The organism is [Phormidium] sp. LEGE 05292, assembly GCF_015207735.1.
In the GTDB taxonomy this organism is placed as follows: Bacteria; Cyanobacteriota; Cyanobacteriia; order Cyanobacteriales; family Aerosakkonemataceae; genus Floridanema.
Window position 1 is genome coordinate 1 of the sequence record NZ_JADEWG010000033.1, and the last position, 25,248, is coordinate 25,248.

The 25,248-nt window shown below is 38.9% G+C and carries 24 protein-coding genes; 16 read left to right on the plus strand and 8 right to left on the minus strand.

Features of this window, described 5'->3' with window-relative positions; translation table 11 throughout:
* The first annotated feature begins 208 nt into the window (after positions 1–208).
* The 7 genes from IQ264_RS11845 to IQ264_RS33690 all read left to right on the plus strand — a co-directional run bounded on the left by IQ264_RS11845 (position 209) and on the right by IQ264_RS33690 (position 7,358).
* A complete protein-coding gene (locus IQ264_RS11845; protein WP_193980986.1) occupies positions 209–2,476 on the plus strand; it encodes a DUF1796 family putative cysteine peptidase in 2,268 nt (755 codons plus the stop codon).
* Positions 2,477–2,508: 32 nt separating this feature from the next.
* Positions 2,509–2,730, plus strand: coding sequence for a hypothetical protein (locus IQ264_RS11850; protein ID WP_193980987.1), 222 nt, complete (start codon positions 2,509–2,511; stop codon positions 2,728–2,730).
* Between the two features lie 67 nt (positions 2,731–2,797).
* Entirely contained in the window at positions 2,798–3,094 is a 297-nt protein-coding gene (locus tag IQ264_RS11855; protein WP_193980988.1) for a DUF4258 domain-containing protein, read from the plus strand.
* 5 nt (positions 3,095–3,099) lie between these two features.
* Positions 3,100–3,342: a YgiT-type zinc finger protein gene (locus tag IQ264_RS11860; RefSeq protein ID WP_193980989.1), complete on the plus strand. Its 243-nt coding sequence runs from the start codon at positions 3,100–3,102 to the stop codon at positions 3,340–3,342.
* Positions 3,343–3,351: 9 nt separating this feature from the next.
* Positions 3,352–4,752: an ATP-dependent nuclease gene (locus tag IQ264_RS11865; protein WP_193980990.1), complete on the plus strand. Its 1,401-nt coding sequence runs from the start codon at positions 3,352–3,354 to the stop codon at positions 4,750–4,752.
* 79 nt (positions 4,753–4,831) lie between these two features.
* On the plus strand, positions 4,832–6,316 hold the full coding sequence (locus tag IQ264_RS11870; RefSeq protein ID WP_193980991.1) for an acyl-CoA synthetase: 1,485 nt from the start codon (positions 4,832–4,834) through the stop codon (positions 6,314–6,316).
* A 328-nt stretch (positions 6,317–6,644) separates the two neighbouring features.
* The gene (locus tag IQ264_RS33690) at positions 6,645–7,358 is read left to right on the plus strand and encodes a rubrerythrin family protein (RefSeq protein WP_193980992.1); all 714 of its coding nucleotides are present in this window, start codon (positions 6,645–6,647) and stop codon (positions 7,356–7,358) included.
* 129 nt (positions 7,359–7,487) lie between these two features.
* On the opposite strand, the gene IQ264_RS11880 is transcribed toward IQ264_RS33690, so the two are convergent.
* Entirely contained in the window at positions 7,488–8,828 is a 1,341-nt protein-coding gene (locus tag IQ264_RS11880; protein WP_193980993.1) for a YcjF family protein, read from the minus strand.
* Positions 8,829–8,981: 153 nt separating this feature from the next.
* On the opposite strand from IQ264_RS11880, the gene IQ264_RS11885 reads away from it, so the two are divergent.
* On the plus strand, positions 8,982–9,335 hold the full coding sequence (locus IQ264_RS11885; RefSeq protein WP_193980994.1) for a Spx/MgsR family RNA polymerase-binding regulatory protein: 354 nt from the start codon (positions 8,982–8,984) through the stop codon (positions 9,333–9,335).
* A 545-nt stretch (positions 9,336–9,880) separates the two neighbouring features.
* Here the strand turns inward: IQ264_RS11885 and IQ264_RS11890 are convergent.
* Both IQ264_RS11890 and IQ264_RS11895 read right to left on the minus strand, forming a co-directional pair.
* Positions 9,881–11,440, minus strand: coding sequence for a glycoside hydrolase family 1 protein (locus IQ264_RS11890; RefSeq protein WP_193980995.1), 1,560 nt, complete (start codon positions 11,438–11,440; stop codon positions 9,881–9,883).
* A 4-nt stretch (positions 11,441–11,444) separates the two neighbouring features.
* Entirely contained in the window at positions 11,445–12,602 is a 1,158-nt protein-coding gene (locus IQ264_RS11895) for an MGDG synthase family glycosyltransferase (protein WP_193980996.1), read from the minus strand.
* A gap of 273 nt (positions 12,603–12,875) precedes the next feature.
* Here IQ264_RS11895 and kaiC point away from each other — a divergent pair, with 273 nt between their 5' ends.
* Together kaiC and IQ264_RS11905 are read left to right on the plus strand one after the other, a co-directional pair.
* A complete protein-coding gene (kaiC, locus tag IQ264_RS11900; protein ID WP_193980997.1) occupies positions 12,876–14,588 on the plus strand; it encodes a circadian clock protein KaiC in 1,713 nt (570 codons plus the stop codon).
* 126 nt (positions 14,589–14,714) lie between these two features.
* A complete protein-coding gene (locus IQ264_RS11905; RefSeq protein WP_193980998.1) occupies positions 14,715–15,095 on the plus strand; it encodes a circadian clock KaiB family protein in 381 nt (126 codons plus the stop codon).
* A 2-nt stretch (positions 15,096–15,097) separates the two neighbouring features.
* Here the strand turns inward: IQ264_RS11905 and IQ264_RS11910 are convergent, their stop codons facing one another.
* Both IQ264_RS11910 and IQ264_RS11915 read right to left on the minus strand, forming a co-directional pair.
* On the minus strand, positions 15,098–15,862 hold the full coding sequence (locus IQ264_RS11910; protein WP_193980999.1) for a 5-formyltetrahydrofolate cyclo-ligase: 765 nt from the start codon (positions 15,860–15,862) through the stop codon (positions 15,098–15,100).
* A gap of 4 nt (positions 15,863–15,866) precedes the next feature.
* Entirely contained in the window at positions 15,867–16,862 is a 996-nt protein-coding gene (locus IQ264_RS11915; protein WP_193981000.1) for a glycosyltransferase, read from the minus strand.
* A 479-nt stretch (positions 16,863–17,341) separates the two neighbouring features.
* Between IQ264_RS11915 and IQ264_RS11920 the strand changes: the two genes are divergently transcribed.
* The 5 genes from IQ264_RS11920 (at position 17,342) to IQ264_RS11945 (ending at position 21,577) form a co-directional block, all read left to right on the plus strand.
* The gene (locus tag IQ264_RS11920; RefSeq protein WP_193981001.1) at positions 17,342–18,577 is read left to right on the plus strand and encodes an LL-diaminopimelate aminotransferase; all 1,236 of its coding nucleotides are present in this window, start codon (positions 17,342–17,344) and stop codon (positions 18,575–18,577) included.
* Between the two features lie 82 nt (positions 18,578–18,659).
* Complete coding sequence (locus IQ264_RS11925) at positions 18,660–20,309, plus strand: DUF4435 domain-containing protein (protein ID WP_193981002.1); 1,650 nt, start codon at positions 18,660–18,662, stop codon at positions 20,307–20,309.
* Positions 20,310–20,442: 133 nt separating this feature from the next.
* The gene (locus IQ264_RS11935; RefSeq protein WP_193981003.1) at positions 20,443–20,826 is read left to right on the plus strand and encodes a DUF2281 domain-containing protein; all 384 of its coding nucleotides are present in this window, start codon (positions 20,443–20,445) and stop codon (positions 20,824–20,826) included.
* Between the two features lie 53 nt (positions 20,827–20,879).
* The gene (locus IQ264_RS11940; protein WP_193981004.1) at positions 20,880–21,161 is read left to right on the plus strand and encodes a DUF2281 domain-containing protein; all 282 of its coding nucleotides are present in this window, start codon (positions 20,880–20,882) and stop codon (positions 21,159–21,161) included.
* Positions 21,161–21,577 (plus strand): type II toxin-antitoxin system VapC family toxin, encoded by a 417-nt coding sequence (locus IQ264_RS11945; protein ID WP_193981005.1) that lies wholly within the window; start codon positions 21,161–21,163, stop codon positions 21,575–21,577. Before IQ264_RS11940 ends, IQ264_RS11945 begins: the two co-directional genes overlap by 1 nt.
* A 122-nt stretch (positions 21,578–21,699) precedes the next feature.
* Here the strand turns inward: IQ264_RS11945 and IQ264_RS11950 are convergent, their stop codons facing one another.
* Positions 21,700–21,924, minus strand: a complete 225-nt coding sequence (locus IQ264_RS11950; protein WP_193981006.1) for a hypothetical protein — start codon at positions 21,922–21,924, stop codon at positions 21,700–21,702.
* A gap of 283 nt (positions 21,925–22,207) precedes the next feature.
* A complete protein-coding gene (locus IQ264_RS11955) occupies positions 22,208–23,521 on the minus strand; it encodes an NAD(P)/FAD-dependent oxidoreductase (protein ID WP_193981007.1) in 1,314 nt (437 codons plus the stop codon).
* A 264-nt stretch (positions 23,522–23,785) separates the two neighbouring features.
* Between IQ264_RS11955 and IQ264_RS33410 the strand changes: the two genes are divergently transcribed.
* The gene (locus IQ264_RS33410; RefSeq protein ID WP_265583031.1) at positions 23,786–23,917 is read left to right on the plus strand and encodes a hypothetical protein; all 132 of its coding nucleotides are present in this window, start codon (positions 23,786–23,788) and stop codon (positions 23,915–23,917) included.
* A 7-nt stretch (positions 23,918–23,924) separates the two neighbouring features.
* Here IQ264_RS33410 and IQ264_RS11960 read toward each other — a convergent pair whose 3' ends face one another.
* Positions 23,925–25,160, minus strand: a complete 1,236-nt coding sequence (locus tag IQ264_RS11960) for a DUF4336 domain-containing protein (RefSeq protein ID WP_193981008.1) — start codon at positions 25,158–25,160, stop codon at positions 23,925–23,927.
* Between the last annotated feature and the right edge of the window lie 88 nt (positions 25,161–25,248).

Here is a 25,248-nt window from a genome sequence, read left to right on the forward strand (position 1 = left end):
GCAGGGGGCAGGGAAGAAGAGAGAAGAAGCTCAAAATATTATTATCAATTTTTTGGTGTGCTGCAAGACAGACGTTTATGGGTAAGTGTGATAGTCTCAGTGCCAACTTTGCAAACTTCGATCGCGGATATCCAGTTTGCTTTTTCTCTTTAAATTAATTATCCTTTCTGTCTAGCAGAGTATTTTTAAACACAACAAGAGATATTATATGTATCGGTTCCAGGTAAGGGCGCACACGCAAAGGGGAGAATTCATAGCACTTGTCGGTTCGACTCCTGAGTTAGGAATGTGGGATATAAATAAGTGTGTACCTCTACATACCAGTGGCGAAAGTTACCCTTTGTGGTGGACGGAAATTGAAATCAAGACACCTTTGTTGTTGGAGTCACCCGATAATCAAAACATTCAATACAAGTATGTGCGATTTAGTGCAAATGGTAGTGTCCAATGGGAAGCTTGGGGCGAGAATCGTTGGATACCGATCGAATCTGACCTACCACCATCCCCAATTATTGTAGAAGATGGTTGGTTTGGCTGGTTGCGGCATTTTCCCTACGGATATTTTCAAGAACCTGTTGCCCAAAAACCAGTTATTAAAGGAAATGAAGGTCTAAAAATTGCGGTTATAGGCAGTTCTGTAGCCTTGGGTTGCAATTCCTGGTTGTTACGCGGTTGGGCTTGGCATTTGTCACAAGCATTGCAGGAAAAATACGGTCACATACTGGTGAATGTATCAGAAGTGGGGGCTAATGTCAGCAGGACGATCGACAGATTTCCTTTGGTAGTTGCGCCAGAACAACCGGATATGGTGATTATTGCCCTTTCTCTGGGTAATGAGGGGTTGGCTTATTGTCCGCCTCAGCAAAGACGGGTGGTACAACGCCGTTTTGAAAGGGGATTGCAGCAACTTGTCAAAATGACCAAGGAATTGGGAGCAATGCCGATTTTAGCTGGATTATACCCAAATGGGGATTACTATGCAGAACATAATTGGCTGTTGCGAGATACGCACCATCGAATGCTGAGTTGGGGCGTTCCGGTGTTAGATTGGCTTGATGTACTTGATGATGGGGCGGGGCGTTGGAAACCTGGGATTTCGTCCGATGCGGCTCATCCTAATAGTTTAGGGCATCGTTTGATGTCTGAGGCGATCGATCTGCGCTTATTCGACATCAATAGAAACAAATTAACTCAAGCGAAGCAATTTTCTACTCAAAAGCAGGAATTACCAATTTATCGTGATAATTTAGGTTTCCATGTTTTTGCTTGTCAAGAAGAGAAGAGTTTGCGAGTTATTAATACGGCAAAAAATACTTATACGATCGCAACCTATTGGGAAGAATTACAAGCACATATTCAAAGTAAAGCGGGATTAATACCTGGGATTTATATTAGCAAAAAGGTGGAAAAAGATACACTTCCCTACTTTTGGGTGCGAGAGGATGGTGCGATCGAAACCAGTGTCAATATTCCTCCTGGCGCGGACATTGAATATAGCGCCGCTTTCAATTTATTTTCGCCAAAATCCGCACAAGTTTTACACTACGACGAACTTTTGGGATTATGGAAAGAAAGCGATACTACTCTGCGAATAATCAACGAATCAGACCACGAATATAACATCCACCCAATGTGGAAGGAAGTACGCAACGCCCTGAAACAAATGCCAGAGGGTGTTTATGAAGATTTAATGGAACCAAATCAACCTTTTCGCACTATGATGATTGGCAAAGATGGACTGGAAAGCCGAATTAAAGTACCAGCTAAATCATCAGTAATTTTTCAATACAAGTGTAAATTAACAGATATTAGCCGAGTGGCGATTCTTCCGTTAGGCGATCGATGTGCTGCCAGAATGTTGTTATACAAAATGGAATATGACGGGCCAGCTTTTCCCTTCGACCTAACACGAAGCACCAATCTTGGTGATGTAGCAGACATGATTGAAAATGGATTTTCTGATATGTGGAATCCTGAATTTCTACATTACAATCATGACGAAAGGAGAATTTATCACGGCAAATGGTCGGGTTTATCTTTCGCCCACGAAGTAGAAGAAACAGACGATCCATTAAATGATATGTCTCCCGTTTATGAAAGAATGCGTGTGCGTTATTCGGCACGTTCAGAACGCTTTTGGTATACCCTAAAAAAATGTGATGAAGTGTTGTTTATTCGCACAGGAATTACTAATCGCGGTTATGTACTCAATTTGGTGGATAAGTTGACAGCAAAATGTCAAGGAAAACCTTTCCGAGTTTTGTTAATTTCTCCCCAATCTTCCGATGAATTTGCCGGAATTCCTAATGTGCTGCATTATAATTTGGAGTTCAATCCAGATAAAATGTATGATGATTTAGGATATTGGATGTATTGCACAGATCTAATGCGAGAAATTATTGAATCGTTGGGAGTGACTAGTAAAAATTTGTTTTGGTGTCCGCCAAATCCGCCGAAAGATTGGTTGAAAGAGTGAGAGGTTTGCAGAAGAAGGAGTTTAAAAACGAAATGGAAGACGAATTATGTCCTGAATACGACTTTGCTCAAATGCAAGGAGGAGTTAGAGGAAAATATGCCGATCAATATCAATCAGGGACGAACTTAGTACTTCTAGAACCTGATGTTGCCCAAGCTTTTCCTAATGATGAAGCTGTGAATAACGCATTGAGATTGTTGATCCAGGTAGCCCAACGTCAGCTACCCAACAGTGGTGTACAAATGACAGAATAAAAAGCTGATTGTGGCGATCGCATAATTGATATTATTGGTTAGATGTCATCTGAAATAGAAATAGAAAGTGTCTCGCAACGATATTGACCGCATCAGAGAGAAAATTAGATTTGGTGAATATGATATGTCAGCCCATGCGATGGAAGAAATGGCAGAGGATATGCTGACTATCTTAGATGTGGAGGAGGCTATTTTAAATGGTCAAATTACGCGGGTTGAAAAAGACGACCCAAGAGGAACAAAATATATAGTAGTGGGGACTGCATTGGATAGACAAACACCTGTTGGAGTAGTTGGACGTTTTGCCAGTAATGGACGTTATCTCATCATCACTGTTTACGAAGTCACCGAGTTTGAGGGTTAAAGTATATGTACGGATATCAATGTGAATATTGCGAAGGAACCGTTCAACCTCGAATTGTGAAGCGCGAGGCATTTAAACATAGAGATGGGTTTGTTATTTTGGAAGATGTCACAATTGGTATTTGCGATAATTGCGGCAATCGCTATTATTCAGCTGATATTCTTCATGCTGTTCATGCTGTTGCAACTGGGGCGAAAAAACCTGAAAGAACAGAACAGATTCCAGTTACTCATTTAGAATCAGTGTAGAAGGAAATAATGTTAAAAATAATTGAAATCAAAGGCTTACGGGGATTTGCTACAACTCAATCTATTCAATTTGCTTATGCAGGACAGGGATTAGGTAGCGGTCTTACAATTTTAGTGGGAGCGAATAATACAGGAAAGTCAACAGTAATTGAAGCACTCCGCGCTTTAACTATAGCCCAGCAATACCAGCAGAGTCCTAGCTTTACTCAAGGAAGACGAAATCGAAAAGCTGGTGATATGGTGCAAATAATTATCAGAGATGAAAATGAAAATTTAATCGAGCTTCATAGTGTAGATTCTGGTTCAAGTGAAACAGAACTATGTCCCCACTTGTCAGCAGTAGATTTAAGTAAGGTTTTGGTTTTACCATCACGGCGTACATTCAACCCATATTTCAGTCGCTCTGAAGTTAAACGCAGCGAGTATATGAGGAACATAGGATTTCCTTCTATTCGTACATCTACTATCGATCAGTTTGCGTATCGACTGTTCACAGCCCTAAACAATAAAGAAGAATTCAATAAAATATTGGCGAGGGTGCTTGATCGAGTACCCGATTGGACAATCGATCAGATGGATAATGGACCGTATTTTCTGAAGATAAAGGCTGGGGATGCTTCGCACAGTAGTGAAGGACTTGGTGAAGGGCTAGTAAGTCTTTTCTATATCATTGATGCTTTATATGATTCAAATCCTGGTGATGCAATAGTCATTGATGAACCGGAGTTGTCACTACATCCATCATTACAGCGTAGATTAGCAACTCTTTTCACAGAGTACGCAAGGGATCGTCAAATTATCTTATCTACTCATTCCCCCTACTTCTTAAATCTTGAGGCACTGGAAAATGGTGCAACAGTAGCACGTATTTACCTAAAGGATGGTGAGTCAACAATTTCACAGTTATCGAAATCTTCCGCAAAAGGAATTTCCAAACTTTTGCGAAACTACAATAACCCCCACATCTTTGGACTAAACGCTCAAGAAGTGTTTTTTCTTGAGGACAAGGTTATCTTGGTCGAAGGACAGGAAGATGTTATTTTCTACCAAATTGTGCAAGAACAAATCAATGTACACTTGAGCGGAACTTTCTTCGGTTGGGGTGTGGGAGGTGCTGACAATATGGAAAAAGTCGCAAATGTTTTAAAAGATTTGGGTTTCACTCGCGTGGTTGGTATTCTAGATGGAAATCGTAACTCATTAGTACCCGATCTGTCTGTTAAGTTTCCTAATTTCCATTTTTTTGCAATACCAGCAGATGATGTTCGCACAAAAACTGAGCGGGTGATTAAACCTGTAACTGGTTTACTAGATGATGAAAATAAAAAAATTCGGATGGACTATGAAGATACAACACGCAAGGTATTCATTAAAGCTAATGAATACCTTGCAGCGCTTCCAGCATCCTGAAAATCCCAATGAACCCAACGGTTTTAGATCTATAAGCAATGGTATTCTTGCAATAACCAGCATAAATTAATTAACTAACGTGAATCTCCCATTGATCGATCGCGCCCAACAAAACCCAACCAAAACTGCAATTGTCGCCACTGAAGGAACTTTTACCTATCAGGATTTACTTCAAACTTCGGCTAAAATTGCTACTAAACTTTTAGATAATATAGAAGATTTGCAAGAACAGCGAGTTGCTTTTCTCATACCTTCGGGATTTCAATATGTCGCTACACAATGGGGGATTTGGCGTGCGGGGGGAATCGCTGTACCTTTGTGTGTTTCTCATCCAAAACCTGAGTTAGATTATGTTATTTCCGATTCAGGTGCATCAATTATTGTTGCACATCCGAGTTTTGAAAATCAATTGCTTCCTATAGCTGAAGAGAGAAATATCAGATTTATTCTAACTTCCGAAACTCTTCCCGAACAAGTTAGTTTGCTGCCAAAAATTGAGCTTACCAGACGAGCTTTAATCCTTTATACTAGCGGTACAACTGGAAAACCCAAGGGTGTTGTTACCACACATCAAAATATTCAAGCGCAAGTAACAAGTTTAATTTCTGCTTGGGGATGGACAAAGGACGATCGCATTTTGCACGTCTTACCTTTACATCATATTCATGGCATTATTAACGTCCTAACTTGTGCTTTGTGGAGTGGGGCTCAATGTCATATTTTACCTAAGTTTGATGCGGAAGTTGTTTGCGATCGCATTAGTCAAGGTGACTTAACTTTATTTATGGCTGTACCGACGATTTATGTTAAATTAATTGCAGCTTGGGAAAAGGCAGATGGCGATCGACAAAAAAGAATCTCCGCTGGTTGCGCTAAAATGCGGTTAATGGTTTCCGGCTCAGCAGCTTTACCTGTTCAAGTATTAGAAAAATGGCAAAATATTAGCGGTCATTTTCTCTTGGAACGCTACGGAATGACCGAAATTGGCATGGCTTTATCTAACCCTTTGCACGGTGAAAGATTCGCGGGATATGTGGGAAAACCTTTGCCGCAAGTGGAAGTTAGATTAGTAGATGAAAGTGGGGAATTAGTAACTCCGGGAACTCCGGGAGAAATTCAAGTTAAAGGCGCAACAGTTTTTCTGGAATATTGGCAAAAACCAGAAGCTACTATTAAAGCATTTCGCGATGGTTGGTTTTGTACAGGGGATTTTGCAATAGTAGAAAACGATAATTATCGAATTTTGGGGCGGATGAGTGTTGATATTATCAAAACTGGCGGTTATAAAGTTTCGGCATTGGAAATTGAGGAAGTTTTACGCACTCATCCAGAAATTCAAGATTGTGCAGTTGTGGGAGTGGAAGATGCCGAATGGGGTGAGCGAGTTTGTGCAGCTTTGGTATTAAAATCGGGTAGCGATCTAAGTTTAGAAACTCTCAGAAATTGGGCGAAAGAACGATTAGCTACTTACAAAGTTCCTAGTAAAATTATGGTGGTTGAAGAGTTACCTCGGAATGCGATGGGGAAAGTAACTAAACCTAGCGTGGCGAATCTATTCAAGTAATTCTGGCATTTTTCCCTACTTCGATTTATCATATAACCCAAGTGTGTCATTGTGTTGAAATTAGCGATTATCGCCAAAACTGTAATAAGTGACGCATCCTACAACTGATTAACTTGATTAAATAACTCAAGTTGCTAGTTACAAGTCTGGCTCTTTCTTAGCCCCCCTTGATAAGGGGGGTTGGGGGGATCAAAACCCAGTAATCACAGCGTTAGATCCCCCCTAGCCCCCCTTACTCAAGGGGGGAACTCCGAAAGAATTAATAACTAGCAACTTGCGTTAAATACTTAATTGCGCGATCGATCTTAGGGAATTTGAGGAGACATTAATGGATCTTTCACAGTCGAACACTGCTAAAAACTTAGAAGCTGCTTTTGGTGGCGAGTCAATGGCGAATCGCAAATATTTGTTTTTTGCGGAAGTGACTCGGAAACTAGGGATGAGTGAACTGTCAAAGTTATTCAAAGAAACAGCGAATCAAGAGACAGAACACGCTTTTGCACATTTTCGCTTGTTGCATCCTGAATTAATTGTGGACGATCCAGCTAAACTGAGTGAGGAGGAAAAAAAAGCGATCGCTGCTCGTTGTCTAGAACTGGCGATCGAAGGAGAAACTTACGAATACACTACCATGTATCCCGGTTTTGCGGCAGAAGCCAAAGCTGATAAAGATAGTGATGCTGTCGCCGAGTTCACCGCACAGACAGAGGAATCTAAAGAACACGCTACCATGTTCCAAACCGCAGCCAAAAATTTTGGTTTGTTAACGCACATTGAGCAACACCACGCCCAACAATACACCGAAGCGTTGGGTGCTTTGGATGGTAAAGCTGCTTTCCCCAGATCTGCAAGCGAAGATCCGGCTATGCAAAAATGGATTTGTCGCCAATGTTCGATGATTTACGATCCTGTGGAAGGCGATCCTGATTCAGGAATTGCTCCCGGAACTCCTTTTGCTGAGATTCCAGAAGATTGGCATTGTCCAATTTGTGGAGCGAAAAAGAGTATGTTTGTCGTGTTTCAAGAAGTAATCGCCGCTTAAAATAATCGTCCGTTGTGACGACTTCAGTCGTTTCTTTGTCAAAAAGAAGGACTAAAGTCCTTACAACAAACTGTTCGTTGTGACGACTTCAGTCGTAAGAAAAGGACTGAAGTCCTTACAACGGACTGATTAACTATTAATTCCTTTAAACCTTTCTTTTGCTGCTTTAAAAGACTCTTTCATGACATTTTGAATCTTCTTAGGATCGGGTTTTTTCCCACCGATTAAATCTCCGAAATAAACACAAGCAGCTTCACCTAAAGCCCAAGTATAAGCAGCTGCCCAAGATGCAGCAATGACGCTACCAAAAATGGGGATAAATTTAACTAATTCTCGTCCGATCGCTTGCGCTAAAAATCCACCTGCGATCGCACTTACAATCCCACCTGCTTGGGATGGGGTGATAGTTTGCCCATACAAATTTCCTAATAAAGTTACCATTGAAACTTGCAAAGCCGTTAATACAGGCATGGTAGCAAATGGCAAAGGTACTGCGGCTAAAGTAGCAGCCATAATCGAAAATGCCGTTATATAACGCCGTCCCACATCTCGATAAAGATTACCTAGTTTTCTGCCAGTTTCTTCTCGATCTAATAATTGATAAATCGCGTTAGCTTCAGCTTCTGGGAGTAAATCTGCTAAAGCATCTCTCAACGCTTCTAAACCGTAAAATACGGGAGTGTAACCATCTTCTTCTAGAGTGAAGTCGATTTGGATTGCGCGATCGTACAAACCCGAAAAAGCATTTTTTAACGCCGTAAATGTGCGATTAACTTCCTCAAAATCAGGCGGATAACTCGGATGATTATCTGTACCAGGCGGGTAAACTTCATGCAAACAAGTTACCGCCAACACACAGGGAATATCGGGATACTTTTTCCGCAATTCTTCTGCGATTTGGCGTAAAGTATCAGTAGCAAAATCATTACTTTTAACAGTCAGAATTAAAATTTTGGCGCGATTTGTTTTTTGTAAATCTCCAATTAATTCATCAATAATTCCCTGTGTATTCTGATTAACATCTCCCAAACCTACCGTATCAGTAAAAACCAGCAACGGCAAATCATTGGAAGGATAAACATAACGTTGAGTATTTTGGGTGTGAGGACGAAAACCTTGACCAACAATTTCCGCAGAAACGCCTGTTAGTCCGCGAACGATCGAACTTTTTCCCGCTTGCGGTTTACCAATTAACAAAGCTTCTGTTGTCGGTAATTCCGCCTGAACAGTTGCCAGAATTTCTGCTACTTGAGACTCGCTGACACTAAACAATTCTACAATTTTTTGTGCCACAGGCTCAACAGGTAGGAGTTTTTTAAACTCATTCAAATTATTACTAGTATTGTTCCAAACCTCAGCAATACGACCTTGCCAAGATTCATCAACTGGCTGTTTGGTAATGTTAGCAGTTGGTTGATTCAATTGCTGAGAATCATCTGATGGTAAATTAGTATCGTTTGGTTCTGTCATTGGCATCAAAACCGTGATTAGTTGACGACTCCATTTTGTCTCAAAATCAAGGATTGAGATTATTAAAATTAGGAGTTACACTTAATAATTCTAGATGATTAAATAAAAATCTCTATTTCGGTAAACTCTCCCAAAATTTCGGTAATCAACACCATGACGATTCAAATTTACGGCATTCCTAACTGCGGCACTTGCAAGAAAGCTCTGCAATGGCTATCTGATAATAATATTAAATATGATTTCATTAATACAAAAGAAAATCCTCCCTCTCGCCAGATAATTGAAAGCTGGGTGCAAACGCTTGGATCAAAACCAATGCGAAACACATCAGGACAATCTTACCGCGCATTGGGGGAAGTAAAACAAACTTGGACAGACGAACAATGGATTGATGCTTTTGCTAAAGATGCGATGTTACTTAAAAGACCTTTGTTTGTTAAAAATGGCACAGCAGTATTAGTTGGTTTCCGAGAAAAACCGGAAATCATTAAACAAAAATTAGAGTAAATAAAAACTCGGTTTCTTATTGATTATCTAATTGTTTGTTACAGATGCTTGGGATGGGCGGGTTTTGATTTGAATCTTATTCCTGGGTATTCCAAACTTTTGGCTAAACCCGCCCCTACACATTTGGATCGATCGTTTGTATAAACAAATATAATTTCGTGATTTTTGTAGGGGCGGGTTTAGCAGATAACATTTCCATCTCACAAACAATCTTTCAACAAAACCCGCCCTAATTAGGTTAAGAACAAAAAACTGGGTTTCTAAAGTCATAACAAAAGTGAATATGCTGAAGCTAAACTGCAAGAAATTACAGGTAATTAGAAATGGTGGGAATGGTGGAAATGGTGGAGTAAATAAAATCTTTTATAGCAGTTTCAACAATTTTTGCGACAGATAAGATCCCCCTAAATCCCCCTTAATAAGGGGGACTTTGAATCCGGTTCCCCCCTTTTTAAGGGGGACTTTGAATTTGGTTCCCCCCTTTTTAAGGGGGGTTAGGGGGGATCGAATTAAGAAGGGGGACTTCAGATTAATTAGAATTTGGCTCAACTTTTTAGAGAAATGCTAGGAGAACCAATTTCTTGAATTAATTGGGCGTAAGTTTCCGAAGGTCGATCGCCTAAATGGTCTTCAATTATGCGATCGCTATTCTTAGCAAAATCAATACTAAAAAGTCCAAACCGAGGTGTATAAGAACCCCATTCATAATTATCAGTTAATGACCAGTGCATATAACCAATTACAGGCACATTTTCATTTAATAATCTTTTGATTTGGTGAATGTGTGCTTTTAAAAAGTCACTGCGTTTAATTTGATCGCGACGATAACTAGAAAGACTATTGTCAGGTTTGCGACGTAATGCCATGCCATTTTCGGCAATCATAATTGGATAACCTAATGTTTCGGTATAATATTTGCAGAAAAAGTGTAATCCTTCTGGTAGCGATCGCCAATCCCACCATTTACTAGTAATTCCACTCATTAACCAACCGCGAAAATCTTTGGTTTCAAATTCAAAATCAGAGAAATCTGGTAGTCGAAAGATGTGCGCCAGAAAGGGATCGTAATAGTCAATAGCTAGGTAGTCGAAGATTTGCGATCGCGCAGATTTCGCCAACTCTTGTAGATAAACATCCAAATTTTTGGGATCGAAAATTCGATATCCTAATTTATTGGATATCTGATGAACTAATTTGCCTAGAAAATAAGGTAAGTTGCGACGAAAAGGCAACTTTGCCTGACTTAAAGTGCGGTCTAAGTGTTGGGCATTATTAACAATGTAGTCTGGTAAATCTTGAGTTTTAATTCCTACATTTTGATGATTCATTAAATCCCAAATTACCTTTTCTGACCAATACAAATCGCTACAATAAGTATTAAGAGTAACTTGGGGCGTTAGCCAACCTTCAGCAGCATAAAGGTCATGAATTACATTATAAGCCCGCACATGAGCCGCTAAAATGTGATTGTAACCTTTCATCATTGCCCCAATTCCCATAGCGGAACCTGCGGGAAATTGACCGCTTAAATAGGTATTGGATAGTAAAATATTTGGTTCATTTATGGTAATAAACCACTTAATTGGCGGCAGTTGATAGTAATCAGTTAAGCGGCGATTTATGTGAGCGATCGTCACTCGAACATATTCTACAAAACACTCAATTGTATCTGTTGATAACCAAGCATCTAAACCTAGCCATGCTGGATGGGTAAAATGATGTAAGGTAACAATTGGTTCTAAATTATGTTGATAACAAGCAGCAATTATTGACGTATAAGCATCTAAAACATCGGTGTCAAAGGCAGGCGCAGGGGCAGTTTCAGGGCTAGTAGAAGGTTGAATTCTCGCCCATTCTAAGCCTAAGCGGAAAGAATTTAAACCTAACTTTTGACAGGTTTTAAAGTCTTCTTGGTAGCGATGCCAAAATTCTGTAGCATCTTTTGTTGGCATTACTTTACCTTGCTTTTCCCAGAATGTCCAATTATTTTGGGGTTGGGAAAAACCATTGTAACCGCCTTCGCTTTGATAACCTGATGTGGCAACTCCCCAAAGAAAAGCTGCATCTTTCTGGTTTTTTGTAGTAATATTTAGAGAATTTGACATAGTTTTAAATCTTGCTAGGTTGTAACATTTTGGTACGCGATCGCCAATCTGATAAAATATGTTCAGCTATGTTTAAAGCTGCACGAGGTTTGCCTAATTCCAATGCGGATTGACGCATTTGAGTTAGCCTTTCTGGGTGATTTAAAAGATACTTGACTGCTGGGGCTACCATTTCTAATAATCTTAATTGGACTCCAGCACCAGCGGCAGTAATTACATCAGCATTTTGTTCTTCTTGACCGGGAATTGGATCTACAATAATGGTTGGTGTTCCCCTTGCCAAAATTTCGCTGGTAATCAATCCTCCGGCTTTGGTAATAATTAGATCGCTAGCTACAATTAAGTCATCTACATAGTCAATTGTGCTTAATTTACGTAATCTCACATGAGGGCTATCTGTTAAATCTGTTAAAGTGTCTAGCAAGTCTTCATTTCTGCCAGCCACTACTACAATCATAGCGGAACTCAGAGTTTCTAACAAAGAGGAAACGATCGCATAAACTCTGCGACTATTCAACCCTCCGCCAAATAACGTAACTACCGATAAATCTTGGGGTAAATGATGACGCGATCGCACTTCTGCTTTAGATTTTGGCTTACTAATCTCTAGTTTAACCGGAATTCCGGTAATATGAATAAGTGACGGATTGACACCCCGTTGTTTAAGAATATTGGCGCTCAAATCGTTCGGTAAAAAATAACCATCTACACCATAATTTAACCAGGTGCTATGAGCAATTAAATCAGTCACAACGACATATTGTGGTTTACTTACTTGGTCTTCCGGTTCTAATAATTGTAGCAGTCGGCTGGGAATTTGTTGCACGCAGACGATCGAATCTGGCGCTGTTTCCCTAATCAATCTTCCCAAACGTCTAAAGAAAGGAAGTTCTAATTTTGCCCAAGCTAAATTACTATCTAAAGACCTTTCTAAATCAGATATATCACTTCCTTCATATAGAGCTTTGTAAAGTTGTGGTACTTTTTCGCTAGAATTTTTGTAAGCTTGAATAACAGCATTGCGATAAACTGAACTAGCATAAGCCAAAGCATCTTCACTCAGCACTTCTATCCCAGGAAAGCAAGAGAAAGCCTGACTTAAAGCGTTAGCAGCACTAATATGCCCCATTCCTAGTGAAGCATATAAAATCATTACTCGCATTGTTAAGTATCCTCACAAAATTAACTTTCTTATGATTGAATAGTTTATACCATATTGCTGAAAAGTAACCAATTAAAAGACCAGTGTCGATAAAATCAACCTCCTTATATAGGCGAACTTAAGCTGATGATTCAGACAAAACTAAACAGTGGTATTGAATAATTATAAATACCTGAGACTGCTAATCAATACCACAACTTGAATTTAAATTGCTATAAATTAGAAAGAATAACAATTCGCTTTAAGATTTCATATAGTCAAATTTTCGATTCTATGCTATTAGACAGTGAAACTACTGCATCAGATAATAATCAGTTGCCTAAATCTCCTACTGGAATTCAGGGATTAGATGAGATTACAGGCGGTGGTTTACCCCAAGGAAGACCAACCTTGGTATGTGGAACAGCGGGGAGTGGTAAAACTTTAATTGGGCTTAATTTCTTGGTTTCTGGTGCCATTTCCTACTCAGAACCGGGCGTGTTCGTCTCTTTTGAAGAAACACCCGAAGAACTGATCCAAAATGTCCGTTCTTTAGGCTGGAATTTAAATCAATTAATTGCCCAGAAAAAGTTTTTAATCAGTCACATTCATATCGATCCTTATGAAATAGAAGAAACAGGAGATTATAATCTTGAAGCTTTATTTATTAGATTAGAACACTTAATTAATGCGATCGCAGCCAAAAGAATTGTCTTAGATACAATAGAAACATTATTTGTTGGTTTGTCCAATGACACAATAGTTAGATCGGAATTACAACGTTTATTTCGCTGGTTAAAAAGCAAAGGTGTCACAGCAATAATTACCGGAGAAAAAGGCGAAAATACTCTCACAAGACATGGGTTAGAAGAGTATGTTGCTGATTGTGTGATTCGTTTAGATCAACGCATCCAAAATGAAATTTCTACTCGACGTTTACAGATTATTAAATATCGTGGTTCTAGTCACGGTACTAACGAATATCCATTTTTAATTAACCAAAAAGGTATTTCGGTATTACCTATTACCTCAGTAGGATTAGACCACAAAATTTCTACCGAACGGATCAGTACAGGCATACCTCGCCTCGATACAATGTTAGGAGGTCAAGGATATTTTCGAGGTAGTAGTATTTTAATAACAGGTACAGCGGGTACTGGAAAAAGTACAATTTCGGCTCATTTTGCTCAAGAAACCTGTCTTCGCGGTGAACCTTGTTTATACTTAGCTTTTGAAGAAGCACCTCAACAAATTCTCCGCAATATGTTGTCAGTAGGATTAGATTTACATCCCTTTGTCCAGAAAGGTTTGCTTAAGTTTCAGGCAGTACGCCCGACGGCTTTTGGTTTGGAAATGCACTTAATCCAAATTAATAATTTAATTAATGAATTTCAGCCTACTGTGGTGATTGTTGACCCAATGAGTAATTTAGTTATCGGCGATAATTTACTTCAGTCTAAATCATTTTTCATGCGGTTGATTGATTCTTTAAAGAGTCAACAAATTACGGTTATGCTAACAAATTTGATCGCGGGTAGTAGTTCATTAGAACATACAGAAATTGGCATTTCATCATTGATGGATACATGGTTAGAATTGCGAGTTACAGAAAATAGTGGAGAACGCAACAGAGTTTTATATGTATTAAAGTCTCGCGGAATGGAACATTCTAATCAGGTGCGAGAATTCGTGCTGACAAATCAAGGTATAGAATTAAAAGATGTTTATTTAGGACAGGGAACTGTGCTGACTGGTACAGCACGAAATGTGCAAGAAGCAAAAGAAAAAGCTGCTAGCTTAGTTCGTCAGCAAGAATTTGAACGCAAACGGCGCGAGTTGGAAAGAAAACAAGCATTAGTGCGATCGCAAATCGAAGCTTTACAAACACAATTAGAAAACGAAAAAGAAGAGTTTCAATTAATGATTGAACAAGAAAATCTATATCAGGATGTTATCCTCCAAGAGGAAAGAAAAGTGGCGGATTTGCGGCAAGCTGATGTAGATTAGTTAGTTTCTCAGCCTGAATGGGTAAACTAACTAAGTAGAGCCTATTTAGAGCTTTTTTTTATGAGGAAAATATGGCAGAGATAGGTAATAAAGTCACCACTTTAAAACTAAACTTAGGGAAAATTTATGGAAAAAGAAGATGTTACAAAATTAACGAAAATATTTAATAAACCTGTATTAAAACCGATGATCAATGAGCGATACTGTTTTCGTTTGTACATTGCTGGAACTACACCTAATTCCGTTCGGGCTGTAAAAAACCTGCAAAGAATTGCTGAAAAATATTTTGCCGATAACTATGAATTAGAAGTGATAGACGTTTACGAACAGCCCGAACAACTATTATTAGAAAATATAGTTGCGATTCCCACGCTGATAAAAGAATCGCCCTTACCTGTCAAAAGATTAGTGGGTGATTTGTCCAATACTAAAAAAGTTCTATCTTCTTTGGGTATTTTTTTAAAGAATAAAGAAACTCACTATAAAAAATTGCATAGCGATTGGTAAAATCAAATAACTGTTGTATTTTTAATTGTAAACTGCTCTTTTAACTTCTTCAAAATTGGTATTTTCTGATATTGATCGGAACGAACATTATCCCAATTTAACCCTGTGGGACGAGGATAGTTAGAATTAGTTTCGATTACTTCAAAAGGTGTAACAATCCAGTTAAGTGACCAATCATGAGCTTGCATTGGTAAGCAGGAATCTGGGACAATTTGTAATGGATGTACTGTAGTAACAATGGGAGTATTTGACTCGATTAATCCAAAAGTTTTTAACATCGCCAGTTCCAAATCTGCAAATCCTGCACCTTTTCCAGTGCGTCCACCATTGCGTGTGACAGCAACACAACCTACCATTACTAAATCAATTGGTTGCATTTCTGCAAAAGTTACTAACTTACCAAATTTTAGTGCTTGACGTGCGATCGCACCTTCCTTCAATTCTACATTATTCTGACCCAAAATTTCCGCCGTCAATTCTACAAAACAGCGAGTATTTGTTAATTTAGGAACCGCCATATACAAACGTTTCCCATTTTTCAACGCTTGTAATCTTACCGTAACTTGAGGTGAATCAGGATTACATTTAATAGTTTTTGCTTCTTGCCAAATTGGTAACTCCGCCAGCTTTTTCGCCGCACTTTCCGCACCCACAAAATTAGGAATATGACCAAAAGGATCGCAAATTGAAGCTTTTTCCTGTTTCAGTAAAGCCCAAATTTCACTTCTTAACTGATCCTTTTCTAAATTGTAGCCACTCCAAGCCATTCTTTTAACCTCGTATCCTTTTTAACACTTTATTCATCAAACTTTGTGCTTTAAGTCTGTAAATTCGCATTTTAGTTAAATCTTTAATTTCACTTGTAAAATCCCGTTTTTGGTCAAAAAAATCGTTGACTTCGCCTAAAATCACCTGTAAACGCTTAACAATATTTTCGGTTCTATACTCAGCAAAAAACTGTTCCGGTAATGTAATAGTTGTTGAAGCTTTTACTACATTTAAAATCCTTTGTACATCAAATTCCTTTGAGTATCCAGCAATTTTATGACAATTAAAACCAGGGTCTAAATAATCAGAAAGCCCACCATTCACACTGGAAAAAACCTCACAACCGCAAGCAAGCGCCTCCATCGGTTGTAAACCAAAACCCTCACTTACTCCTTGTTGCGCCCAGTATTCCGCAGAGTCATATAAATAAACTTGCGATCGATTAAACACCCCTGGCAAATCTTCCACATAAGACTCAATAACTTCTACTTTGCAATGCTTTTTTAAAGCGGGTATTAACTCTTTAATTAAGTAAGTCGAAGATTTCCTCGCTTGCACCAAAACATCAATATCGCGTGACAAATTTAAGTTGATAAACTCATCAGAAATTTGATTAGGTAAATAGTAGATTAGCGAATGAGGAGACTTTTGCCCCCAATATCCTAAAGTATTTCTGCTGACAGTAATAATTGGAATATTTGCCGGAATGCTAAAACCATAACCTGCACTGTGAGCATGATAAATTAAGTTATGACCTTTAAGCTTAGTGATAAGTTTTGGGACATCAAAACCCCAACTAATTACAAAAATCGCCTTATCTAAATTTGGAGTTTTTAGTACATCATCAATAAAAAGTTGGTCTTTCTCTCTTTGCCGATAAGTAACAACATTAGCATCACATATTTGTTGGGCTAACTTCACGGTTTTTAATTCTGCCCAAAGTCCACCACAAGCAAATTTTCCTTTGGTTCCCGGAACTAAAAAATAAAGCTTTCGCATCACACCACCTCAATTAGCGATTTTAATTTGTAGGGTGCTTCAGAATCATAAAATTATTGTGATTTACCAAAATTGTGGTGTCTGACGTACCCTACGGAATATAACTAACAACTTGCGTTATTATTACTTAAAGCGTTAATTAAAAACAATATGGATCGTGACTTGTTAGCTTTTTTTGGTGGAGTTGGTTTGCTAGTAATATATCTAATTTTTTCAGCGATGACAGAAATGGGAACAAAATTACCCTGGAAAAAATAGGAAACCCCACTGCTAAGGGTGGGGAAACACAGCATAGTTTTTTGGGAGACACAGGCATAAAGCTTGTATCGCCACTTAACTATATTCTCGCAAAATTGCAATTTTTGCTACTTCATCCATAAGATTCACCCGATCGGGTAATATTTACTGTAAGAAGGCGGAAGGGAAATAATTATCTAGATTAGCAGTAAGCTATTTTAGGGCGTTTTTTGCAATTTAACATGGCAACCATCAACGACAACTACCTGAAGCTGAAAGCTGGATATCTATTTCCCGAAATTGCGCGACGAGTCAATGCTTTTGCTGAAGCTAATCCTGATGCGAAAATTATTCGCTTAGGTATTGGTGATGTTACCGAACCTTTACCAGAAGCTTGCCGCACAGCTATGATTAAAGCTGTGGAAGAAATGGGCGATCGCAACACATTTAAAGGATATGGCCCCGAACAAGGTTATGCTTGGTTAAGAGAGAAAATCGCCACTAACGACTTCCAAGCGAGAGGATGCGAAGTAGACGCTTCCGAAATCTTCATTTCTGACGGTTCAAAGTGCGATACTGGCAACATTCTCGACATTTTTGGCGATAACAATATTATTGCTGTAACTGACCCAGTTTATCCCGTTTATGTAGATACTAACGTAATGGCGGGACACACGGGCGAGGCAAGTGAAAAAGGCGAATTTGCAGGTTTAATTTATTTGCCAATCACCGCCGAAAATAACTTTACCGCTTCACTTCCCTCGGAAAAAGTCGATTTAATTTATCTCTGTTTTCCTAATAATCCCACAGGTGCAGTTGCGACAAAAGAACATTTAAAAGCTTGGGTAGATTATGCCAAAGCAAACAATGCAATTATTTTCTATGATGCAGCTTACGAGGCATTTATTACTGAGGAAAATATCCCCCATTCTATTTATGAAATAGAGGGGGCGCGGGATTGTGCGATCGAATTTCGTTCCTTCTCCAAAACTGCCGGATTTACCGGAACTCGTTGTGCATTCACAGTAGTACCAAAAACCTTAACCGCCAAAGCTGCCGACGGTTCCGATGTAGAATTATGGAAGTTATGGAATCGTCGCCAATCAACTAAATTCAATGGCGTTTCTTACATTGTGCAAAAAGGCGCAGAAGCAGTTTATTCCGAAGCAGGCAAAGCACAAGTTAAAGCATTAGTCAGTTTTTATTTGGAAAATGCCCGAATTATCCGCGAACAATTAACATCAGCAGGAATCGCCGTTTATGGCGGAGTAAATGCCCCTTATGTTTGGGTAAAAACCCCAAATAATTTATCGAGTTGGGATTTCTTTGATAAACTGTTGCAAAATTGCAATGTAGTAGGAACTCCAGGTTCTGGTTTTGGCGCAGCAGGTGAAGGTTATTTCCGCATTTCTGCTTTTAATAGTCGGGAAAATGTGGAAGAAGCGATGAAGCGAATTACCGAAAAGTTTAAGGTGTAAGTTAAAATTTGGGTGGGCTTTGCTCACCCTGAATAAATAGTTACACTTAATCTATGAGTATTGATAATAAGTTAGATTCATCATGCAAGCTAATATTTATTTCTCTAAAGTCCGAAGCCTGAGCCTCCCTCCATCATTTTCCAGTCCACAAGGTTCAACAGAGATTCAAGCTAAATCAAGTGTTGTAGTAGTAGGAGCTAATGGTTCAGGAAAAACCCGTTTGGGATCTTGGATTGAATTAGAATCACCGCAAAAATCCTTAGTCCATAGAGTCGGAGCGCAAAAATCTCTTTCGATACCAGAATACTGCTCGACATCTTCTATGGACGCTGCTGAAAATATCCTTCTTTACGGTTACTATCAGCATAACTTACCCTTAGAACAAATACAAAATTACAAAATTGGGCATAGATGGCAGTCTAAGCCTAGCACTTATCTCCAAAGTGATTATGACAAGCTACTTACTTATCTATTTACGGAAGAATTCGAGAAAAGTACACAATATCGCCAACGGGCTAAAACCACAGAGGAACTGCAAACTCCTCCAGAAACTCGTCTTGATATTATCAAACGTATTTGGGAGTTTGTTCTTCCACATCGTGAGCTTATTATTGGTGCAGGAAAAATAGAAGCGCGTCCTAAAAATGGTGGAACTTCTTATCATGCCTCTGAAATGAGTGATGGTGAGCGAGTAATCTTCTACCTTATTGGTCAATGTCTTGCTGTGAGGGAAAACGGTATTGTGGTTATTGACGAACCTGAGCTTCATTTACATAAAGCATTACAGAGTCGCTTGTGGGATGCTGTTGAAGTTGAAAGACCAGATTGTTTATTTGTATACCTGACTCATGACCTAGATTTTGCAGTAACTCGCGTGAATGCTACAAAGATTTGGCTTAAGAGTTACGAAAATAATCAATGGGATTGGTATCTAATTCCTGAAAGCGAAGACATTCCTGAACGACTACTTCTAGAAATTCTTGGAAGTAGAAAACCTATTCTGTTTATTGAAGGAGATAGGGATAGCTTAGATTCTTTTATATTTTCGCATCTGTTTAAAAATTTTACTGTGACTCCGTGTGGGGGTGCCTCAGCAGTTATTCATTCAACTCGCTCATTTTCTCATCTCAAACACCTTCACAGTCTAGAGTGCAAAGGTATTATTGACCGTGATTTTAGGTCGGATGAACAAATCAATAATTTAAAGGGTTTAGACATATTTTGTCTTAGTGTTTCAGAAATTGAAAATGTTTTCTTGTCAGAAGAAGTGCTGAGGGCTGTAGCGGCATCCTTGCATCGAGAAGATACAGATAGCATAATTGAGCAAGCTAAAAACTTAGTACTCACTCACATGGAAAGAGAGAAAGAGCGTCTGATTTCTGCTATTGTTGCTGCTCGTGCTGAAGATAAATTTTCACACTTTAATGCTAAAGCACTTGGAGAAGTAGATCTAAAACAAGCACTTGAAGATATGTTAACTGAAATTAATATTTCGTCCTTGTACGCAGAAACAAGTGATTCTATAAATACTATATTGAATACTCAAGATTACTCTGCTGCATTACGCCTCTATGACAATAAAGGCTTGCTTCCTCAAGTTTCAGGTATTTTCGGATTTAAACCTCACGAACTGACAGAGTATATAAAACGATTAATTTCAAGCAAGAGTAATGAAGTTATCATGGAGGCATTACAAAGAACACTAACTGAGTCGAAGGCTATCCTCGTTTAGGCAACATGGATCTGAAAATTGCTGCGATCGCTCTGACTAACAACGCAATTTTACTCACCCGTAATCAGTCAGATTTTGGACAAATTGTAGAATTGCGAATAGAAGATTGGACAACAGTATAGAGGCAATTTTTATGACTATTCGTGATAGTGCGATCGCCAAACTACAACAACTTCCCGAACCACTCTTACAGGAAGTGAGTGATTTCATCGATTTTATTACCCAAAAACATCTTGCCAAAACTGCTGAAAGCCAGCCTGATGAAAAGCTTGTCGAAGCATGGTTAAAATGGTTTGGAGGTGTCGATCAATTAGAAGTAACAACCGCAGAACCAAGCAATAAGCAACTACGACCATTTGGTTTGTGTGCAGGTGAGTTTACAGTTCCAGATGACTTTGATACTCCTAATTCCAAAGAGAATGATTGGTGGTTAAAAGTTGCGGGTAGCTTTGAAAACGATCCTACCTTTGATGAAGCGGTTCGTCTTGGACAAGAATGGCGCAACTCTGCTGAATAGGTTGCCAACACTTTACAATGTATATTCTGGACAACAGTATAGAGGCAATTATTATGACTATTCGTGATAGTACGATCGCCAAATTACAACAACTTCCCGAACCACTATTACAGGAAGTGAGTGATTTCATCGATTTTATTACCCAAAAACATCTTGGCAAAACTGCTGAAAGTCAGACTGAAGAAAAGCTTGTCGAAGTAAAAGAAGAAACTCAGCCAAAATTGAAACGGGGAAATCTATCTCGACTGCGAGGCATCGCCAAAATTTCAGCAGCTACAGACGATCCCGATTCCAAAGATGATTATGTTAGCTACCTCACCGAGAAGTATAAGTAATGCGAATTTTGATTGATACTAATGTAGTTCTTGACTTTTTACAAGAGCGAGAACCGTTTGTGGAAAATGCGGCGAGACTATTTGAGCGTATTGATACTGGAGAGATTGAGGGATTTATTGCCGCAACAACAATCACCAATATCTATTACATTGTCCGTAGAGCAGCAGGAGCGGTAGTAGCTCAAAATGCTATTATCCAAGTGATGACCGATCTAAACATTTGTCCAGTGAATCGAGAAGTACTCGAACAAGCAATAGCACTGAATTTTCGTGATTTTGAGGATGCAGTGCAGTACGTTTGTGGAGTAGTGCATGGTGTAGACGCGATAGTGACTCGTGATAAATCTGGGTTTATCAGTGCAGAAATTCCAGTAGTCTTGCCTGAAGAGCTTGATACTATTAACCGTCATGAGTGAAGAAGAAGATCCAGAAGTCATTTTTGTGGAAAGTGATTTACCGGAAATGATTCAACAAAAACAGCAATTAGCTAAACAGATTGTCGGAGAAAGTCACCGATTCTCTAGTTCCCAATCCCCCATCACTCCGAATCAAGATATTCTCGATACAAAGATTGCAGCAAATTATCTAATTTTTCTTCAGGACAACACTCAATTAACATTTCAAAAGCTTCAAATAATTTGGCGGCGCTATCTCCCAAAAGAGGACTTAATCCCCAAACATCTTGCACCCAATCTTGAGGACTTGTCTCCTCAAAAATCATTCTTTCTAAAAGTTGCTTTGCTTCTGATTTGGAAATAGACATTTTTTAATAAGGTAGTTGGTAGTTGGTAGTTGGTAGTTGGTCATTAATAGAGAAAATTAGCGATCGGATGCCCAATTTAAAGATTGAATCTTCTTGTAAGCTGGGCATTTTGTCTACTCAGATCTGGCACCTGTCATTTTAGCCCGCCTGTGAATCTCCCGTACATAAAGTGACAAGTAAACCAGATTAATTAATCAAGTGCTTTCGACAATCAACCCAGTCCCTAGTCCCTAATCCCCAGTCCCTAAAACCAGGATTTTCCAACATAAGTACAAGAGAATCCCTATTTCTTGTATTTCCACTGCATGAACTTGATGTAATTTCCTTCAAAAGGTTGACCTTTCAACATCCGATTCCAATAAACCCAAGGTAAAATGTGTTTTTTCATGATCCACATACTCCAGCGTTCTTTAATCGGATTTAAGGGAAAACTGGACATCGGTGTAAAAGTATAACCATCAAATTCTGCCATTACTAACTTGTTGTAACCCGTAATTAACGGACAACAAGTATAACCATTGTAACGGTTTTCTAATGGTTTAGAAGTCATTAAAGCCAACAAATTTGCTACTAAAACTGGTGCTTGTCCGCGAATAGCAGCAGAAGTTTTAGAAGTTGGCAAGGAAGAAGCATCACCCAAAGCAAATACATTGGGATATCGATTATGTTGTAATGTGTCTTTATTCACATCCACCCAACCGAAAGGATTATTGGGAACTGCTAAGGGACTTTCTTTAATAAAGTCGGGCGCACTTTGCGGTGGTGCAACGTGAATCATGTCATATTTCAAGGTGATTTCTTCTACAGTTTCGTCATCCTTGGTGAGGTCAAAAACTGCTTCTTTGCTGTCAGCTTTGATTTCTTTTAAGTTGCAGCGAAACTTAACTTCTATGTTCCGTTCAGCGACTACTTTATCTAAAATGTCTGAGTATTCTTTGACAAAGAACATTTTAGTTAAAGTTGTGCAATACGTGACATTAGTTCGATCGCGCACTCCCAACTGGCGGAACATATCATCCGCCATGTACATAACTTTTTGTGGTGCTCCTCCACATTTAATCGGTGTATTAGGATAAGTAAATATAGCGTTTCCACCTTGAAAGTTTTGAATAAGTTCCCAAGTATAAGGTGCATAAATAGGCGAGTAATTACTGGTAACTCCATTTTTACCAAGTGATTCTTTCAAACCTTTAATTAAATGCCAGTTAATTTGAATTCCGGGACAAACAATTAAATAATCATATTCAATTTGTAAACCTTCTTTGGTTAAAACTGTATTGTTATCGGGGTCTAATTTCAGGGCATAATCTTTAATCCAAGTCACACCTTGGGGAATTAAATCTTTTTCATCTCTTACGGTTTCTTCAACTTGGAAAACGCCGCCTCCTACCATTGTCCAGCCGGGTTGGTAGTAATGTTTTTCTTCTGGTTCAACGATCGCAATATCCAGGGAATCATTTTGAGCTAATAACAGCGAGGCGGAGGTAATACCTGCTGCACCACCACCAATAATTACTATTTGATGATGAATCTTTTTTATTGATATTTCGCCATCGGAAGTGATAGTTGGAGATTGTTTTTCAGGTAATTTGACCATACTATTTTTTTGAGAGCTTTTTGCTAGGTTTGCTTTAATTGGCTATATAAGGATATAACTAAGTGAGGAAAATAGTAAATTTTGTAAATATACTTAACTTATACCAATTCTCTATGAAGATGCGCTTAATTCACCCCACCCCAAACCCCTCCCCGTAGACGGGGAGGGGCAATGATTAAGCGCAATTTTACGGAGAATTGGTATTAGTAACTTACTTCTGTATCCTTTTGTGAAGGCTCATTTTTAAGCACATCTACTTATCTGATGGTAAGCTATGTGCAAGCGATCGCTAAACATTTAAGTGAAGCAATGGCTAATCATGGAGTTTCATCTGATGGTATTAACCAAGCAATCACAAAAGTTGCCACTTTGAAAGAAGCTGTTTTGTACAAATAAATTCAGCTTAAATTTTTTCCTTTGACGGTGGCACAATGCCAAGTTTGCCTAAAGTTTCATCCAGTTCTCTAAGTAGTTGAAAATCTTCTTCAGGTAAAGGTTTAGTAGCACTAATCAAATCATTACTAACAGCAGGATTTTTCTCCAAAAAGTTGAATGCTTGGCGAAATTGTTGGGGAGTTGCGGAAATGGGCGCATCAAAATGACAGGGAATAATCCGCTGAAAATTCCATTGAGTAACTTGATTTGCCCAGTTAATTGTTTCTTGTGGGGCGCGATTCAAAATCAAAGCTTGTAGGATTGGTGCTACTAACAAATTCCCATCTCTTCGGAGTGCGTTAAATGAATGTTGCCAGCCATTTTTCCATTTGAAGGGATAGATGCCAAAATAAGCTTTTTTGGACCGATCGCCAACTTGGAAAGAACTCAGAAATGCTTGTCCTAATTTTACTGTTTCCATTGCGCTAGGACGGAAGTAAAACGCAAATAATGAGATGCGTTGCCAACCTTTCTGGCGGTTAGCTTGGTTGTCCTCAACAATTGAAAAAGCATCATCTTTGGCGTGAAAAAGTAAGGGATAAGGTTCAAGTAGAACGATTTCCGGGGGATTTTCGGGGACGGAAATTATCGAGTCAGTGACTAGGAGAGTTTGTGATCGCTTGTGGAAAAAAGCCACCTCGCCAAATGAACCTAAACCTAATCCAATAGGGCCTAAAATTCTATAATCAAACTCATTAGCAAAAGGAGTTTTACTGCTATCTTCTGGAAGTATTTGAGTGCGTTTGGAAGGAAAACCTAACCAACTCAAAGGTAAAGAAATGGGAAAACTCCATTGACCAGGGGCGATGAAAATTTGGGCTTGAGGAAAACGTCTCGCAAAAGGGCCAACAAAAACCTTATGTTCCAGACCGGAAACAGTGGGCAAAATAATATATTTTACCTCGCCATATTTTGCCACCAATTCTTTAACTAACCTAATACATTCTAAAGTTGGGGCGACTGGTGCATAAATTAACAAACCGCCTGTTTCCAGTCTGACAACAGTCATCCTAATTGGTACGGTAACATAAAAAATTCCTTGTAATTGGTCAAAAGTCCAAATAGTATCTGGAACTACTTCTTTACGAATAGTCCGTCTTTTGCTGTATGGATAAAGTGGTACTAGAGGCCAAAAAGCCCATGAAATATCTTGAGGATTGATGTTGTGATTAATAGTTTTTCCCTGTGTTTCTTGCCCTTTCATCTCAGTTTTATTGACTCTGGAATTGCTTTAGTTAATTTCTAAAATATAATTTTTAGTTTGTGTGGTGCGTCAGACACTACGATTTTAG